This window comes from Pseudomonas sp. R38(2017), assembly GCF_002112395.1.
Lineage (GTDB): Bacteria > Pseudomonadota > Gammaproteobacteria > Pseudomonadales > Pseudomonadaceae > Aquipseudomonas.
The window spans coordinates 116,978-131,527 of sequence record NZ_NEHN01000010.1 but is presented as its reverse complement, the minus strand read 5'-3'; the positions used below and the strand labels follow the sequence as shown (position 1 = coordinate 131,527).

The 14,550-nt window shown below is 60.1% G+C and carries 14 protein-coding genes; 4 read left to right on the top strand and 10 right to left on the bottom strand.

What is annotated here, in order from left to right; translation table 11 throughout:
* Nucleotides 1–7: 7 nt before the first annotated feature.
* The 8 genes from CAF87_RS23880 to CAF87_RS23845 all read right to left on the bottom strand — a co-directional run bounded on the left by CAF87_RS23880 (nucleotide 8) and on the right by CAF87_RS23845 (nucleotide 8,825).
* Nucleotides 8–1,378, bottom strand: coding sequence for an LLM class flavin-dependent oxidoreductase (locus CAF87_RS23880; protein ID WP_085733353.1), 1,371 nt, complete (start codon nucleotides 1,376–1,378; stop codon nucleotides 8–10).
* Nucleotides 1,378–2,571, bottom strand: coding sequence for an SfnB family sulfur acquisition oxidoreductase (locus tag CAF87_RS23875; RefSeq protein ID WP_085733352.1), 1,194 nt, complete (start codon nucleotides 2,569–2,571; stop codon nucleotides 1,378–1,380). The genes CAF87_RS23880 and CAF87_RS23875 overlap by 1 nt, the downstream gene beginning before the upstream one ends.
* A 38-nt stretch (nucleotides 2,572–2,609) precedes the next feature.
* Nucleotides 2,610–3,851 carry an SfnB family sulfur acquisition oxidoreductase gene (locus tag CAF87_RS23870; RefSeq protein ID WP_085733351.1) on the bottom strand — a complete coding sequence of 414 codons (1,242 nt, stop codon included), beginning with the start codon at nucleotides 3,849–3,851 and terminating at the stop codon, nucleotides 2,610–2,612.
* A gap of 209 nt (nucleotides 3,852–4,060) precedes the next feature.
* Nucleotides 4,061–4,825, bottom strand: coding sequence for a hypothetical protein (locus tag CAF87_RS23865; RefSeq protein WP_085733350.1), 765 nt, complete (start codon nucleotides 4,823–4,825; stop codon nucleotides 4,061–4,063).
* A 475-nt stretch (nucleotides 4,826–5,300) separates the two neighbouring features.
* Complete coding sequence (gene tcyN / locus CAF87_RS23860; RefSeq protein WP_085733349.1) at nucleotides 5,301–6,050, bottom strand: L-cystine ABC transporter ATP-binding protein TcyN; 750 nt, start codon at nucleotides 6,048–6,050, stop codon at nucleotides 5,301–5,303.
* 4 nt (nucleotides 6,051–6,054) lie between these two features.
* The gene (tcyL, locus tag CAF87_RS23855; protein ID WP_085733348.1) at nucleotides 6,055–6,720 is read right to left on the bottom strand and encodes a cystine ABC transporter permease; all 666 of its coding nucleotides are present in this window, start codon (nucleotides 6,718–6,720) and stop codon (nucleotides 6,055–6,057) included.
* A complete protein-coding gene (gene tcyJ / locus CAF87_RS23850; RefSeq protein WP_085733347.1) occupies nucleotides 6,720–7,520 on the bottom strand; it encodes a cystine ABC transporter substrate-binding protein in 801 nt (266 codons plus the stop codon). The genes tcyL and tcyJ overlap by 1 nt, the downstream gene beginning before the upstream one ends.
* Nucleotides 7,521–7,832: 312 nt before the next feature.
* Nucleotides 7,833–8,825: a D-cysteine desulfhydrase gene (locus CAF87_RS23845; RefSeq protein ID WP_085733346.1), complete on the bottom strand. Its 993-nt coding sequence runs from the start codon at nucleotides 8,823–8,825 to the stop codon at nucleotides 7,833–7,835.
* A 190-nt stretch (nucleotides 8,826–9,015) separates the two neighbouring features.
* Between CAF87_RS23845 and epsC the strand changes: the two genes are divergently transcribed.
* A complete protein-coding gene (gene epsC, locus CAF87_RS23840; protein ID WP_085733345.1) occupies nucleotides 9,016–9,942 on the top strand; it encodes a serine O-acetyltransferase EpsC in 927 nt (308 codons plus the stop codon).
* Nucleotides 9,943–10,230: 288 nt separating this feature from the next.
* The gene (gene betT / locus CAF87_RS23835; protein WP_170929595.1) at nucleotides 10,231–12,192 is read left to right on the top strand and encodes a choline transporter BetT; all 1,962 of its coding nucleotides are present in this window, start codon (nucleotides 10,231–10,233) and stop codon (nucleotides 12,190–12,192) included.
* Between the two features lie 24 nt (nucleotides 12,193–12,216).
* Here betT and CAF87_RS23830 read toward each other — a convergent pair whose 3' ends face one another.
* On the bottom strand, nucleotides 12,217–12,477 hold the full coding sequence (locus CAF87_RS23830) for a hypothetical protein (RefSeq protein ID WP_085733343.1): 261 nt from the start codon (nucleotides 12,475–12,477) through the stop codon (nucleotides 12,217–12,219).
* 268 nt (nucleotides 12,478–12,745) lie between these two features.
* Here CAF87_RS23830 and CAF87_RS23825 point away from each other — a divergent pair, with 268 nt between their 5' ends.
* The gene (locus CAF87_RS23825; protein ID WP_065261145.1) at nucleotides 12,746–12,928 is read left to right on the top strand and encodes a type II toxin-antitoxin system HicA family toxin; all 183 of its coding nucleotides are present in this window, start codon (nucleotides 12,746–12,748) and stop codon (nucleotides 12,926–12,928) included.
* The gene (locus CAF87_RS23820; RefSeq protein ID WP_371850990.1) at nucleotides 12,925–13,389 is read left to right on the top strand and encodes a type II toxin-antitoxin system HicB family antitoxin; all 465 of its coding nucleotides are present in this window, start codon (nucleotides 12,925–12,927) and stop codon (nucleotides 13,387–13,389) included. The genes CAF87_RS23825 and CAF87_RS23820 overlap by 4 nt, the downstream gene beginning before the upstream one ends.
* Nucleotides 13,390–13,411: 22 nt before the next feature.
* Here CAF87_RS23820 and CAF87_RS23815 read toward each other — a convergent pair whose 3' ends face one another.
* Nucleotides 13,412–14,449, bottom strand: coding sequence for a LacI family DNA-binding transcriptional regulator (locus CAF87_RS23815; RefSeq protein ID WP_085733342.1), 1,038 nt, complete (start codon nucleotides 14,447–14,449; stop codon nucleotides 13,412–13,414).
* Between the last annotated feature and the right edge of the window lie 101 nt (nucleotides 14,450–14,550).

The following is a 14,550-nucleotide window of genomic DNA, read 5'->3' as shown; positions in this document are numbered from 1 at the left end:
TTTCCAGTCAGTGCGAGGAGGTGTGTCGGTAGTGGGCGCCGGTGTGTTGCTGCGGCAGATGCGCTTCGCCATGAAACAGTTTTTCCCGCAGGCTGCCGGTGTCGTACGCGGTCTTGTACGAGCCGCGTCGTTGCAGTTCCGGAATCACCAGATCGATGAAATCCACATAGCTTTCCGGGGTGACGATGCGGGTCAGGTTGAAGCCGTCGAGGCCGGTTTCGGCGATCCACGATTCCAGTTCATCTGCCACTTGCTGCGGCGAGCCGACCACGGTGATGTAGCGCCCGCCAAGGGCGTGCTGGTCGAGCAATTTGCGCCGGGTCCAGTCGTTGTTCTGCAGGTTTTTGGTGGCGGACTGGATCGCGTTGCTCTTCACGTACTGGATCGGTTCGTCGATTTCGTACTGAGAAAAGTCGATGCCGGTGGAGGCTGAAAAATGCGCCACACCTGCTTCGGCACTGGCGTAGCTGAGGTATTCGGCATGCTTGGCCCAGGCCGCTTCTTCGGTCTCGCCGACGATCACGTTGAGGCCCATGAACACTTTGATGTCCTCAGGGTTGCGACCCGCTTCGACGGCGCTGGCGCGGACCTTGTCCACCTGCACTTTGGTTGATGGCTTGTTCTGACCGCTGATAAACACGCACTCGGCATGGCGCCCGGCAAACAGCAGACCACGATCCGAACTGCCGGCCTGGAACAGTACCGGCGTGCGCTGCGGCGAAGGTTCGCACAGGTGATAACCCTCGACCTGATAGAACTCGCCCTTGTGCTCGACCTTGTGCACCTTGTCCGGCTGCGCGTAGATCCGCTGCTTTGGGTCGTTGAGCACCGCACCGTTCTCCCAGCTGCCTTCCCAGAGTTTGTAGAGCACTTCGAGGTACTCGTCGGCCTGGTCGTAACGCCGGTCATGTTCGACCTGCTCGCTCAGGCCCATGGCTTTGGCGGCGCTGTCCAGATAACCGGTGACGATGTTCCAGCCCACCCGCCCACGGCTCAGGTGATCGAGGGTCGACATGCGCCGGGCGAACAGATACGGCGGCTCGTAGGTGAGGTTGGCGGTCAGGCCGAAACCCAGGTTTTTGGTCACGGCGGACATGGCCGATACCAGCAGCAGCGGATCGTTGACCGGCAGCTGGATCGACTCTTTCAGGGTGACGTCCACCGAGTTCTGATAGACGTCGTACACGCCGACGATGTCGGCGATGAACAGTCCGTCGAACAGCCCGCGCTCCAGCAACTGCGCCAGTTCGGTCCAGTATTCAATGGTCTTGTATTGGGTCGAGGTGTCGCGTGGATGGGTCCACAATCCGTGGTTTATATGGCCGATGCAGTTCATGTTGAACGCATTGAGCAGGATCTTCTTTTTCGCAGCGCTCATCAGATGGTCCCTCGCAGCGGAGGGTTTTCATCGTTGAGGTAGTAATTGCCCACCGCGTGATATTTCCAGCGTACCGGGTCGTGCAGGGTGTGCACCCGGGCGTTGCGCCAGTGGCGGTCGAGGCCGTGTTCGATCAGGGTGGCCTGGCTGCCGGCCAGTTCGAACAGGGTGCTGCCGGCGGCCAGAGAAATTTCGGTGCTGATCGCCCGTGCTTCGGCGACGGCAATCGAGGCTGCTGCAACCGTCTCGGCGTTGGTCTCGGTCTGCGCTGCATCGAGGTATTCGCCGGCGCGTTCGAGCAAGGCCTCGGTGGCGTGCAGACGAATGCTCAGATGGCCGAAACTCTTGAGGGTCAGTGGGTCTTCGGTGGCTTTGTCGTTACCCGAGTCGATCCATGGCCGGGTCTTGCTGCGCACGAAGTGCAGCGCATCTTCGTAGGCGGCGCGGGCGATGCCGGTATCGATGGCGGCGTGAAGGATCTGCGCCAGCGGGCCGACCGGAGTCGGGCGCTCGAAAGCGCTCTGGAAAGGAATGACATCTTCGGCCGCCACATACACGTCTTCGAACACCACCGAACCGCTGCCGGTGGTGCGCTGGCCGAAGCCGCTCCAGTCGTCGATCACGGTCAGGCCTTTGCTGTCGCGCGGGACGAAGGCCAGTTGCTGCACACCGTTTTCATCGACCACCGAGGTCGGGATGCGCTGGGCGTAAATGGCGCCGGTCGCATAGAACTTGCGACCATTGATGCGATAACCGCTGCCGTCGCGTTTCAGGCTGGTAACCCGGTCGTGGGCAGTCTTGGTGCCCAGTTCCGCCAGGGCATTGCCGAAGCGCTGACCAGCGAGGACTTCGGCGTACAGGCGTTGTTTCTGCTCGTGGCTTCCGTTCACCCGCAGTACTTCGAGGGCATAGAAATGGTTCTGCGGAATCTGCCCCAGCGAGCCATCGGCCTGGGCAATCAGGGCGATGACTTTGGCCAGGGTCACGTTGGACACGCCGGCGCCACCGTACTCCTTGGGCACGCTGATGCCCCACAGGCCGGAGCGGGAAAACACGTCGAGTTCCGGCAGCGGCAGGCGGCGTTCGCGGTCGCGCAGGTTGCTGTCGCGCTGGAAGTCTTCAGCCAGGTCGCTGGCGACGATCAGGGCTTGCTCGTCGCTGGTGATGACCGCGACGGGATGGGAAAGAGTCATGTGTTTCTCCAGAGATCTGGTCAAAAGTGTTCTGGTCGTCAGATCCAGGAATGGCGAGCCGGAAGTTTTCCGTTCAGGCGCCAGGCGCCGACCGCGTGGTACTTCCAGCGCACCGGGTCGTGCAGGGTGTGTACCCGGGCGTTGCGCCAGTGACGGTCGAGGTTGAATTCGGCGAGGGTGGCGCGGCTGCCGGCCAGCTCGAAGAGCTTTTCGCTGGCCAGCAGTGAGATCTCGGTGGTCAGCACCTTGGCTTCGGCCACGGCAATCGAGGCACGGGCGGCGGACTCGGCGGTCAGCGGCGCGGCATGCACCTGATCCAGCACTTGCCCGGCCTTGCGCAGCAGCGCCTCGGCGGCGTGCAGTTCGATTTTCAGTTTGCCGATGTCGGCGATCACGTAGAGATCGTCGCTGGCGCGCTCGACCTTGGCGTCAATCCATGGCCGGGCGCGGGTCTTGACGAATTCGATGGCGTCATCAATGGCGCCACGGGCGATGCCGGCGTCGATGGCCGCTTGAATCAGCTGCGAAACCGCACCCTGGGTGTTGGGCTTTTCGTTGATCTTCCAGTTATCCACCACGAGGCCTGCATCGACCCGCACGTTGTGCAAAAGAATCGTGCCGCTGGCGGTGGTGCGCTGGCCGAATCCCGACCAGTCATCGACGATGCGCAGGCCCGGCGTGCCGCGACGGACGAAGGCCAGTACTTGCTTGCCGTCGTCGTTGAGCGCCTTGACCGCTACCCAGTGGGCGAAGAGGGCGCCAGTGGAGTAGAACTTCTGGCCATTGATCACGTAGTCATCGCCGTCGGCGGTGATGCGCGCTTTCAGTTCCAGCGTGTCCTTGGTGCCGCGCTCAGGCCCGGCGTTACCGATGCGCCAGCCTTCCAGCACGTTCTTCAGCAGCTGCTGTTTCTGCACTTCGGTGGCGCTGCCGAGGATCAGGTTGATGATCCCGAACTGATTCTGCGGGATTTGTCCCAGCGCCGGGTCGGCCGCGGAAATGATCGCGAACACCTCGGCCAACGTGACGAAGGAAACCTGCGGACCGCCGAACTCGCGCGGGATGGCGATGCTGCCCAGGCCGCTGCGGGTGAACTGTTCGATTTCCGCCCACGGCAGCTTGCGCTGGCGGTCGCGTTTGGCTGCCTGCACGCGGGCGACTTGCGCCAGTTCATGTGCTGCCTTGATGGCTTGGGCGTCGTTGCGCAGCACTTGCGCGGGCAACAACAACGGGGCGACGTCCAGGTCACTCTGGACGTTTGCGTCTGCCAGACTGGACATCAGTGCCACTCCTTGGGTGCACGCAATGCCCTGGCGAATTGCACTGGGGTGATTGTGTTCCGGACCATGTTACCTACCTCACATCTCATGAAAAACGCCGCAAAAGTGCGGCGAACGAAAGAATGTCCGGTGGTCCGGTTCATATACCCTAAGCGTGTATAAATATTAAATAAACTAACTTTTAGGAATATGTATAGAAGATCAAAAGCTCACTCGGCCTTGCGCTCCGCGGCCATGGGAATCTGTTTCAAGGGCACTTTCAGATAAGGATTCACGCAACCGATTTTCAGCGTCTGTGACGTCGCCCAACGCAAGTTGTTGCCGACCCGGTCGATGATGCAATAGCTCACGTCCAGCCGCAGGTCTTCGCCAGCTTCGACGATGATCGCCGGGGGTACCCAGACCTGAATGCCGTGACCGACGTCGGATTGGGCAATACGTGGCAGATCCATGCGCACGTCGCCCCAGCGCAGGGTGATTTCGTCACCCTCGGCCATGTTCAGGTAAGGCTCGATGGTCAGCGGGACGCCGCGTTTGATCTGGTTCGGGTTGACCCCGCGTCGGCGAATGACCTCGGGAAGACTGACCGGCAGCAGGTAGTGGTTTTCCTCCGAACAGTCTGCCGCGAATTGCCCGCCCGGGCAGTCGAGTTTGACCTGAAACCGGGCGCTGGCCGACAGCGCCGGGTTTCTTCCGACCTGCATCACCCGGTAATGCACACGCGGCGAACCGCTGATGATGAAGCTTTCCGGTACCCGCAGGCTGACCGTATTTCCGACATCCCCGGCATTCAGCACGCGGGAAGCGACGTAGCAGCCATCCCAGAACAGCTCGATCAGGTCGCCGCCGTCCATGTCGTGCCAAGGCGCGATGTCGACCGACAGGTTGGCGGCCGCCATGAGGTTGATACCGGCCCCGTGGGATTTTTCCAGGGTCGGTGGTGCCAGCAGCGGGGTGTTTGAAATGCAGGTCATCGGTTTCTCTCCTTGAAGCCTTGCAGCGAAGTCCGTTTTCGAAAGAACGAATGGCGTGAATTAACAGGCAATAAAACTTTGGCGTTTCGTACAAGTTTTAAAGTGTCTTGTTGGACTAGCGTGCGCCGGTCGTTGACTAGATAAGAGTTAGCCGGGAGAGGTGTCAAGCGAGTGAAATTAGTTAACTCGTGAATTACGGATTAATCAGAAGGTTCCTACATTGTCGCGGCCGTCAGCCTAGGCATTGTGAAGAAGAAAGCTACAGGTTGCTGCGGTCTTTAGCCTGTTTTGCTGTGTGTTATGCCTAAGCGGAAAATCAAGGCACGGCGAATTTTACGCGCAGCGAACGTGTTGCAGGACATATATATGTACTGCATTTTGAGGAGCTTGATTGTTAGTGTCTGGAAGGGAAGTTGTACTTTTGGAAAGACACTACTTCCATCCGTGGAAGTGAGTGGTAGCACTTGCGAAGTTGTCAGCCGTTGTTGCGAAACTTGCTGAGAAACTGTCGTGTACGCTCTTCTTTCGGATTGGCAAACAGCGCTTTGGCTTCGCCTTGTTCGACGATCACGCCCTTGTCGAAAAACACTACGCGGTTGGCCACGTCACGGGCGAACGCCATTTCGTGAGTCACGATAACCATGGTGCGTTTTTCTTCGGCCAGGCCGCGGATGGTCGCCAGTACTTCGCCGACCAGTTCCGGATCGAGGGCCGATGTCGGCTCGTCGAACAGGATCACTTCGGGCTCCATCGCCAGCGCCCGGGCAATCGCCACGCGCTGTTGCTGACCACCGGACAGGCGCCGTGGATAGGCGTCTTCCTTGCCCGCCAGGCCGACCTTGGTCAGCAGTTTCTTGCCCAGGGCAATAGCTGCGTCGCGCGGCATCTTCTTGACCACGATCGGGCCTTCGATGACGTTTTCCAGGGCGGTACGGTGGGGGAACAGGTTGAAGTTCTGGAACACGAAGCCCACGTGCTGGCGCAGATTGCGCACCAGGCTTTGCTGCTGGTTCAGCGGGCGACTGGTATCGATCTCGATATCGCCGACCTTGATCCGGCCGCTGGTGGGTTGTTCGAGGAAGTTCAGGCAGCGCAGGAACGTCGTTTTTCCCGAGCCGCTGGGGCCGATGATTGCCACGACCTCGCCTTCTTTTACTTCAAGATCGATGCCGTTGAGCACGACTTGACCCTTGAACTGCTTTGTCAGTTTTTCCACGACAATCATGGGGTCAGGACTCCTGGTCGTGCCGATTGACCCGCTCTTCCAACTTGTTCTGGAAGTGCGAAAGCACCGTGGCCAGAATCCAGTAGATCAGCGCGGCGGCAAGATACATGGTGAAGACTTCGAAAGTCCGGGCAGTAATCAGCTGCGCCTGACGGAACAGCTCCGGGACCTGAATGGTGGCGGCCAGTGCGGTGTCCTTGACCAGTGAAATGAAGCTGTTGCCCAGCGGCGGCAAGGCTGTGCGCATCGCTTGCGGCAGGATGGCCCGGCGCAGGGTCTGCGCGCGGGTCATGCCGATACTCGCAGCTGCTTCCCACTGGCCGCGCTCGATCGAACCGATCGCGGAGCGCAGGATTTCACAGGCGTAGGCAGCCATGTTCAGCGAGAAGCCGATCAGGGCCGCCGGCAGCGGATCGAGTTCCAGACCCATTTGCGGCAAGCCGTAATAGATCACGAACAGTTGCACCAGCAACGGCGTGCCGCGAAAGAACGACACGTAGATGCGGGCCAGCCAGCTGACCGATTTGAAACGCGACAGGCGCATCAACGCCAGGCCAAAGCCCAGCAGCAGGCCAAAGAACATGCCGCCGAGGCTGAGGACTACCGTGTAGTACGCGCCCTTGAGCAGAAAGGGCGCGGAGTCCAGTGCGAGTTGGAAAGCTGCTTCCATTATTTAGTGACGTCAGCTTGGAAGTACTTTTCCGAGATCTTGGCCAGGGTCCCGTCGGCACGCAGCTCGTCGAGGGCCTTGTTCACGGCTGCCAGCAGCTCAGGCTCGCCTTTGCGCAGGGCGATACCGGACTCCTGACGGGAGAATGCCTGACCGGCCGCTACGGTTTTCGGAGCTTTCTTGGCGTATTCAAGTGCGGCCAGACGGTCGATCAGAATCGCGTCGGTACGGCCGTTGTTCAGGTCGGCGAACTTGGTCGGATCATCGTCATAAGTACGCACGTCGGCACCCGGTACGTTGGCGCGGACCCACTGCTCGTAGTTGGTGCCCAGGCCCACGCCGACTTTCTTGCCGGACAGGTCGGCGGCGGTCTTGATGTTCAGCGCAGCTTCCTTGTCCTTCAGCACCAGCGCCTGAATCCCGGAGATGGTGTACGGCTCGGAGAAGTCATACTTCTTCTTGCGCTCGTCGGAGATGGTCACCTGGTTGACTACAACGTCCAGACGCTTGGATTCCAGCGCGGCGAGGATGCCGTCCCACTTGGTCGGCTGGATCTTGGCCTTGACGCCCAGCTTCTTGGCCAGGGCTTCGGACAGCTCGACTTCGAATCCGGACAGTTTGCCGTTCTCGTCAACGAAGCTGAACGGTGGGTAAGTGCCTTCCAGGCCGACGTTGATAACGCCTTTGTCCTTGATCTGTTGCAGTTGCTCACCGGCAACGGCGCTGCTGATCAGACCGGCGCTCAGTGCCAGGCCCAGCGAACCTACCAGCAGATTTCGACGTAGTGCGGAAAGAATCATGACAAGCCCCTGTGTTTTCTTATGGAAGACGCTTAAGGAAAGTTGGCGAATCCGGGAGTTGAACGACAGCGCTATCCTGCCTTAAAGCAGCTTATGCGTCTCTCGCGAAATTCGCCTGCGGCGAGACTATATGACGGCTCTTTTAGAATGGAAAATAATGAATTTTACGTTTGTTATTCTTTTGAGGAATATTTGTTGTTGTTTTCCTAGTACTCCCTGGCTCCGCGTTCCCCTTTCAAAGGGGACGCGGAGCGTCCCGGGCTGCATTCCCACGCAGAGCGTGGGAATGAGCGCTTCGGTACGCGCTTCGAACTACAGAAAGTCCTTGTATGCGAACAACGCCGGAGCGCCGCCGGTGTGCAGGAAGATGATCGGACCGTCATCGAAACGCCCGCGACCGATGCCGTCGAGCAACCCGGCCATGGCCTTGCCGGTGTAGACCGGATCGAGCAGCACGGCATCCTGGCTGGCCAACAGTTTCACTGCGGCCAGCGTTCCGGCATTCGGCTCGCCGTAGCGCGGGCCGAAGTACTCGTCCCACAGCTCGACTTTGAAAGTCTCCGGTAATGCCACGCCCAACAGATCGGCAGTACGCTCGGCCAGGCCTTGCACTTTCGGGCGCTGATCTTCTTCGCTGCGCGAGACGGTCACGCCGATCACCGGCAATTGCGGCAGCACTTCGCTCAAGGCCAGTGCCAGGCCGCTGTGCGTGCCGGCGCTGCCCGAAGCCAGGACCACGGCAGAAAATTGCAGGCCGGTATCCTCGATCTGCTGCGCCAGTTCCAGGCCGGCCCGTACATAACCCAGTGCGCCAATGGCGTTGGAGCCACCAATCGGCACCAGATAAGGCTTCTTGCCGTTGCTGCGCAAGCGCACGGCGAGGGCGGCCAGTTGTTCGTCGGCGTTGTCGAGGTTGTCGACCAGTTCGACCTTGGTGTCGAACAGATCCAGCAGCAGGCGGTTGCCGTTGCCGGTGTAGTTGCTGTCGTCGGTGCCCAGCGGATTTTCCAGCAGCGCCACGCAACCCAGGCCGAGTTTCGCGGCCAGCGCGGCGGTCTGGCGCACATGGTTCGATTGCAGTGCGCCGGCGGTAATCAGGGTATCGGCGCCTTGTGCCAGGGCATCGGCGGCGAGGTATTCGAGCTTGCGCAGCTTGTTGCCGCCCATGGCCAGCGGCGTCAGGTCATCGCGCTTGATGTAAATGTCGCGGCCAAGCCAGGTGGACAGGCGTTCGAGTTTTTCCAGTGGAGTCGGTTGGCCGAGCAGGTCGAGGCGGTTAAAGCGGTCCAGCTGTTGTTTGATCATGAGTCCGTACTGATGCAAGGAGATGTCAGGACTATAGGCACGCCGATTTACCGGGGCAACCGCCAATCGCTTATAGCCAAATGTGCTTAGGCCAGCACTATTGGTTCTTAATTCGCCTTCGGGGCGTTGCCGTAAAGTAGTGGCCGTTGACGCGGCCAGACAGTCCGGCCGCCCGTGAGGAGTCTTTACCGTGAGCGAGCGTTCCAGCCATTGGCAATTGCAGACCATCGTCAGCCAGCTGCGTACCGCGCGGGATCAGTGGCGTGCGCAAAATGGCCGCGCCAGCGGCGAGCAGGGCGGGCGCGAACTGCCGTCCCGTGACGCGATGGCGCAGATTCTCGAAGCCCTGTGCGGCGCGTTGTTCCCGATGCGTCTGGGGCCGGTGGATCTGCGTGAAGAGAGCGAAGATTTTTACGTCGGCCACACCCTCGATGTTGCGTTGAATGCATTGCTGGCCCAGGCACGACTCGAACTGCGTTATGTCGCCCGCCACAGCGCCCGGGATGACAGCGAAGTCGAGGCGCAAGCCATCAGGATCATTCAGGATTTCGCGTTGGCGCTGCCAGGCCTGCGCAGTCTGCTCGACACCGACGTGCTGGCCGCGTATCACGGCGACCCGGCGGCGCGCAGCGTCGATGAAGTGCTGCTGTGCTATCCGGGGATTCTGGCGGTGATCCACCATCGTCTCGCGCACCATTTGTATCGCGCAGGCCTGCCGCTGCTGGCGCGGATCAGTTCGGAAATCGCCCACTCGGCGACCGGTATCGATATCCATCCGGGCGCGCAGATCGGCCGCAGTTTCTTCATCGACCACGGCACTGGCGTGGTGATCGGCGAGACCGCCATCATCGGTGAGCGCGTCAGGATCTATCAGGCGGTGACCTTGGGCGCCAAACGCTTCCCGGCGGACGAGGACGGCCAGTTGCAGAAGGGCCATCCACGCCATCCGATCGTCGAGGACGACGTGGTGATTTACGCCGGGGCGACGATTCTCGGGCGGATCACCATCGGCAAGGGTTCGACCATCGGCGGCAACGTGTGGCTGACCCGCAGCGTGCCGGCCGGGTGCAACCTGACCCAGGCCAATCTGCAACATGATGACGGGACGCAGAAGTAATTTTCCTGTCCGTTCGTTCCCGCGCAAGGCGGGAACGAACGCCCTCGCCACAGCGTCATACCCCTCCCTGAGCCAGCGTACGAAACTTACCGCTGAGCCCTGCGATTAGTCCTGAGCGTGCTATCCATGTTTAACTTGAACGTTCATTCAAGTTAAACCGGCGGTTCGCTGCCCGCTCACAACAGGAGGCTTGCCTTTGCTGAGTCCGATCATTTCAGCCATTTTCCAACCCCTTGAGGTGCACCGTTCATGAGTGCATCGTCCACCCCCGCCAGCGGCCTGGTACGCATGAATCCGCCGGTGTTCTGGTTCGCCGCAACGGTGATCCTGCTGTTTGGCCTGACCGTTATCGCCATGCCGGAACAGGCTGGTGCCTGGCTTCTCGAAGCGCAAAACTGGGCGGCCAATACGGTCGGCTGGTATTACATGCTCGCGATGACCCTGTATCTGGTCTTCGTGGTGGTCACCGCGTTATCGGGCTACGGCAAGATCAAACTCGGTGCCGACCACGACGAACCCGAATTCAGTTACCTGTCCTGGGCCGGCATGCTGTTCGCTGCCGGGATCAGCATCACGCTGTTTTTCTTCTGTGTGTCCGAACCGCTGACCCACATGCTCCAGCCACCACAAGGCGAGGCTGGTACGGCAGATGCGGCGCGTCAGGCGATGCAGATTCTGTTTCTGCACTGGGGTTTGCACGGCTGGGGCGTGTTCGCCTTCGTCGGCATGGCGCTGGCGTATTTCGCCTACCGGCACAACCTGCCGCTGGCCCTGCGTTCGGCGCTGTACCCGCTGATCGGCAAACGCATCAACGGGCCCATCGGCTACGCGGTGGATGGCTTCGGCATCATCGCCACGGTGTTCGGCCTCGGCGCGGACATGGGCTTCGGCGTCCTCCATCTCAACTCCGGTCTGGACTACCTGTTCGGCATCGCCCATACCCAGTGGATTCAGGTCGGCCTGATCACGTTGATGATGGGCGCGGCGATCATCGTGGCCGTCTCCGGCGTGGATAAAGGCGTGCGGGTCATGTCCGACATCAACATGCTGCTGGCCTGTGCGCTGCTGCTGTTCGTGTTGTTCGCCGGCCCCACACAGCATCTGCTCAACACGCTGATCCAGAACCTCGGCGACTACCTCGGCGCGTTGCCGATGAAGAGTTTCGACCTCTACGCCTACGACAAACCGAGCGACTGGCTCGGCGGCTGGACGGTGTTCTACTGGGCCTGGTGGATTGCATGGTCGCCGTTCGTGGGCCTGTTCATCGCACGGATTTCCCGTGGCCGGACCATCCGCGAATTCGTCTTCGGCGTGCTGCTGATTCCGCTCGGTTTCACCCTGGCGTGGATGTCGATCTTCGGCAACAGCGCCATCGATCAGGTGCTCAACCACGGCATGTCGGCACTGGGCATGTCGGCTCTCGACAACCCGTCGATGACCCTTTACCTGCTGCTGGAAACCTATCCGTGGAGCAAGACCGTCATCGCGGTGACGGTGTTCATCAGCTTCGTGTTCTTCGTCACCTCTGCCGACTCCGGCACCGTGGTGCTCTCGACCCTGTCGGCCAAGGGCGGCAACCCGGATGAAGACGGGCCGAAATGGCTGCGGGTGTTCTGGGGCGCGATGACCGCGCTGATCACCAGTGCGCTGCTGTTCTCCGGCAGCATCGATGCATTGAAATCAGCGGTGGTGCTGACCTCGCTGCCGTTCTCGCTGATTTTGCTGCTGATGATGTGGGGCCTGCACAAAGCCTTCTATCTGGAGTCGCAGAAGCAGATCGCGCAACTGCATTCGCTTGCGCCGGTCTCCGGCTCACGACGCGGCAAGGGCGGCTGGCGTCAGCGCCTGAGCCAGGCCGTGCACTTCCCGTCGCGGGACGAGGTGTACCGCTTCATGGACACCACGGTGAAACCGGCCATCGAAGAAGTGACGGCGGTGTTCGTCGAGAAGGGGCTGAATGTCGTTACGCAACCCGATCCGGCTCATGACAGCGTCAGCCTGGAAATCGGTCATGGCGAGCTGCACCCGTTCATCTATCAGGTGCAGATGCGCGGTTACTTCACGCCATCGTTCGCCCGTGGCGGCATGGGCTCCAAGCAGCTCAACAACCGCCGCTACTATCGCGCCGAAGTGCATCTGAGCGAGGGCAGTCAGGACTACGATCTGGTCGGTTACACCAAAGAGCAGATCATCAACGACATCCTCGATCAGTACGAACGGCACATGCAGTTCCTGCATCTGGTGCGTTGATCGAAGCAGGGCGCCGGGACGGATTCAGGTCTCGGCGCTCAGCACCATGAACAGCACCATCGCCGCAATCGGCACGCCGAACACGGCACTGCCGATGGCAATCTCCGACCCCAGCGGCTGTCCGGTGTGCACCACGCCGACCGCACCATTGATCACCGTCAACGCCAGCCACAACGCCGCGAAGCCATAGGCCAGCGTCTGCCGGCTGAAGCCGATGCGCTCGCCGATATAGAACATCAGCGCCAGCAGGATCAGGCCGAAGAAGATGATGATTGCGGTGTGCATGGTCGGGATCTACCTGTGGATGGGAGTCGTCCTGGCTTTGCTCATGTTGAGCATAGGTCAGCTGTCGGGCTCATGCTGATCGACACATTTCGCCTCGTTTACATCTGTTTATGAGAGCTGTGTGCCAGGGCACGTCCTCCGCCGATCTGGCGATTAATCACGCGCCTGTCCACTAGGCTAATATATCTCCAAGTGTGTATGGTGTGTATTGATGAAGAAGGACAGCTCTTAAAGTACGCAGCTCTTGCTGTCGAACAGGGCGAAGGAAATGCGTAGTCGGGAAATGATCAGGATGATCGAGGAGGATGGATGGTATCTGGTCGCCGTCAAAGGCAGTCACCACCAATACAAACATCCGGGCAAGCCAGGGAGGGTGACGATCAAGCATCCGGATTCAGATCTTCCCAAGGGAACGATCAACAGCATCTTGAAACAGGCGGGTTTGAAATGAAGCCCGTCATTGGAAACGAAATTCCCTTAATGGACATGTCAGAGGAAGGATTCACTTACATGAAATTCCCGGTCGTTCTGCACAAGGATGCCGACTCAGACTACGGAGTCATTATCCCGGATGTACCCGGATGCTTCTCCGCAGGCACTACGGTAGCCGAAGCATTTGACAACACTCAGGAGGCACTGGCCTTGCACTATGAGGGACTGGTCGCTGATGGCGCACCGTTGCCTCGGGTTCAGGACATTGATGCCCATCTCGAGAATCCGGATTACGCCGGCGGTATCTGGGGTGTAGTCGAGTTTGATATCACTCCCTACTTCGGCAAGTCGGTGCGCTTCAACGCTACGCTCCCGGAGCAGTTGCTGGAGCGTATTGACCAGACTGTACGACGTGATCACCGTTACAGCTCTCGCTCCGGATTTCTGGCTGCTGCTGCCTTGCGTGAATTGTCAGCTTAAGGCCGATTTACAGAATTCTGGGTCAGGTACTTTCTCGCTCGATGACTTGGCATTGCAGCAAATTAAGTCGCTGCACCTCATCGCTCGGCAGCACGCCCAGACTTTCCAGTACTCGCGTCGCCGCCAGTACACCGATCTCCATTGCCGGCGGTTTGATCGTGCTCAGGCTCGGTAGCAGCATCTCGGCGAACGGGTAGTCGCCGAAGCCGAGGACGGCGCAGTCTTCGGGGATCTTGAGGCCGGTGCGTTGCCCGGCGAGCAGGCCGCCGGCGGCGAGGTTGTCGTTGGCGAAGATGATGGCGTCCGGGCGTTGTGAGGCGTTCATCAGCGCTTCCATTGCTTGCTTGCCGGCCTCGAACGGGGCGCGATCGGCGTCCGGTGCGAACACCCACGGCTCCAGGCCGAGCTCACGAACGGTCGTCGCATAACCGTCGCGGCGTTCCAGTGCGCTGAAGTCACCTGGTGCGCTGTTCTGCACGAATGCGATTCGCCGATAGCCCTTGCCGTACAAATAACGAGCGGCGTTGACCCCCACTTCGAAGTGCGAGAAACCGATCTGAATCGGCTCGCGATCCGGTTGGTAATCCCAGGTTTCGATCACCGGGATATCCGCTTCGGCGAGCATCTTTTCCGTGCCCGGACTGTGGAAGTGACTGGTCACCACCAGCGCCGCCGGTGACCAGCCGAGGAATGCCCGTACCGCGTTTTCTTCTTGCTCCGCGCTGAAGTAACTCGAGGCCAGCAGCAGTTGGTAGCCATGACGGCTGAGGGTGTCGCTGAAGCCCTGAATGGTGTTGGCGAAGATCGGCCCGGAGATGTTCGGGATCACCATGCCGATGATTTTCCCCCGCGCCGAGGCGAGCCCGCCGGCCACCAGATTCGGCACATAACCCAGCTCTGCGACCACCGCCGCAATCCGTTCGCGGCGTTCGGGCGAGACCTGTTCCGGCTGGTTGAAGTAGCGCGACACGGTGATCGCCGAAACACCGGCCTGGCGCGCCACCGCATTGAGGGTCACGCGACCGGCGCCACGGCGTTTGCGGGGCTTTTCTTCGCTCAAGGCTCGATCCTTCTTAAAAACCAAAACGCATATAAAAGTAATTTTTCAGTATTGGACGCTCTATGTCGGGCTTGCCAATACTGACGATGTTAGCGCTAACA

Coding starts and splice junctions, on each gene's coding strand:
- CAF87_RS23880 (WP_085733353.1), bottom strand. CDS start 1,378: ATGAGCGCTGCGAAAAAGAAGATCCTGCTCAATGCGTTCAACATGAAC.
- tcyJ (WP_085733347.1), bottom strand. CDS start 7,520: ATGATTCTTTCCGCACTACGTCGAAATCTGCTGGTAGGTTCGCTGGGC.
- CAF87_RS23870 (WP_085733351.1), bottom strand. CDS start 3,851: ATGTCCAGTCTGGCAGACGCAAACGTCCAGAGTGACCTGGACGTCGCC.
- CAF87_RS23845 (WP_085733346.1), bottom strand. CDS start 8,825: ATGATCAAACAACAGCTGGACCGCTTTAACCGCCTCGACCTGCTCGGC.
- CAF87_RS23820 (WP_371850990.1), top strand. CDS start 12,925: ATGAAGCCCGTCATTGGAAACGAAATTCCCTTAATGGACATGTCAGAG.
- CAF87_RS23865 (WP_085733350.1), bottom strand. CDS start 4,825: ATGACCTGCATTTCAAACACCCCGCTGCTGGCACCACCGACCCTGGAA.
- CAF87_RS23825 (WP_065261145.1), top strand. CDS start 12,746: ATGCGTAGTCGGGAAATGATCAGGATGATCGAGGAGGATGGATGGTAT.
- tcyL (WP_085733348.1), bottom strand. CDS start 6,720: ATGGAAGCAGCTTTCCAACTCGCACTGGACTCCGCGCCCTTTCTGCTC.
- betT (WP_170929595.1), top strand. CDS start 10,231: ATGAATCCGCCGGTGTTCTGGTTCGCCGCAACGGTGATCCTGCTGTTT.
- CAF87_RS23875 (WP_085733352.1), bottom strand. CDS start 2,571: ATGACTCTTTCCCATCCCGTCGCGGTCATCACCAGCGACGAGCAAGCC.
- CAF87_RS23830 (WP_085733343.1), bottom strand. CDS start 12,477: ATGCACACCGCAATCATCATCTTCTTCGGCCTGATCCTGCTGGCGCTG.
- tcyN (WP_085733349.1), bottom strand. CDS start 6,050: ATGATTGTCGTGGAAAAACTGACAAAGCAGTTCAAGGGTCAAGTCGTG.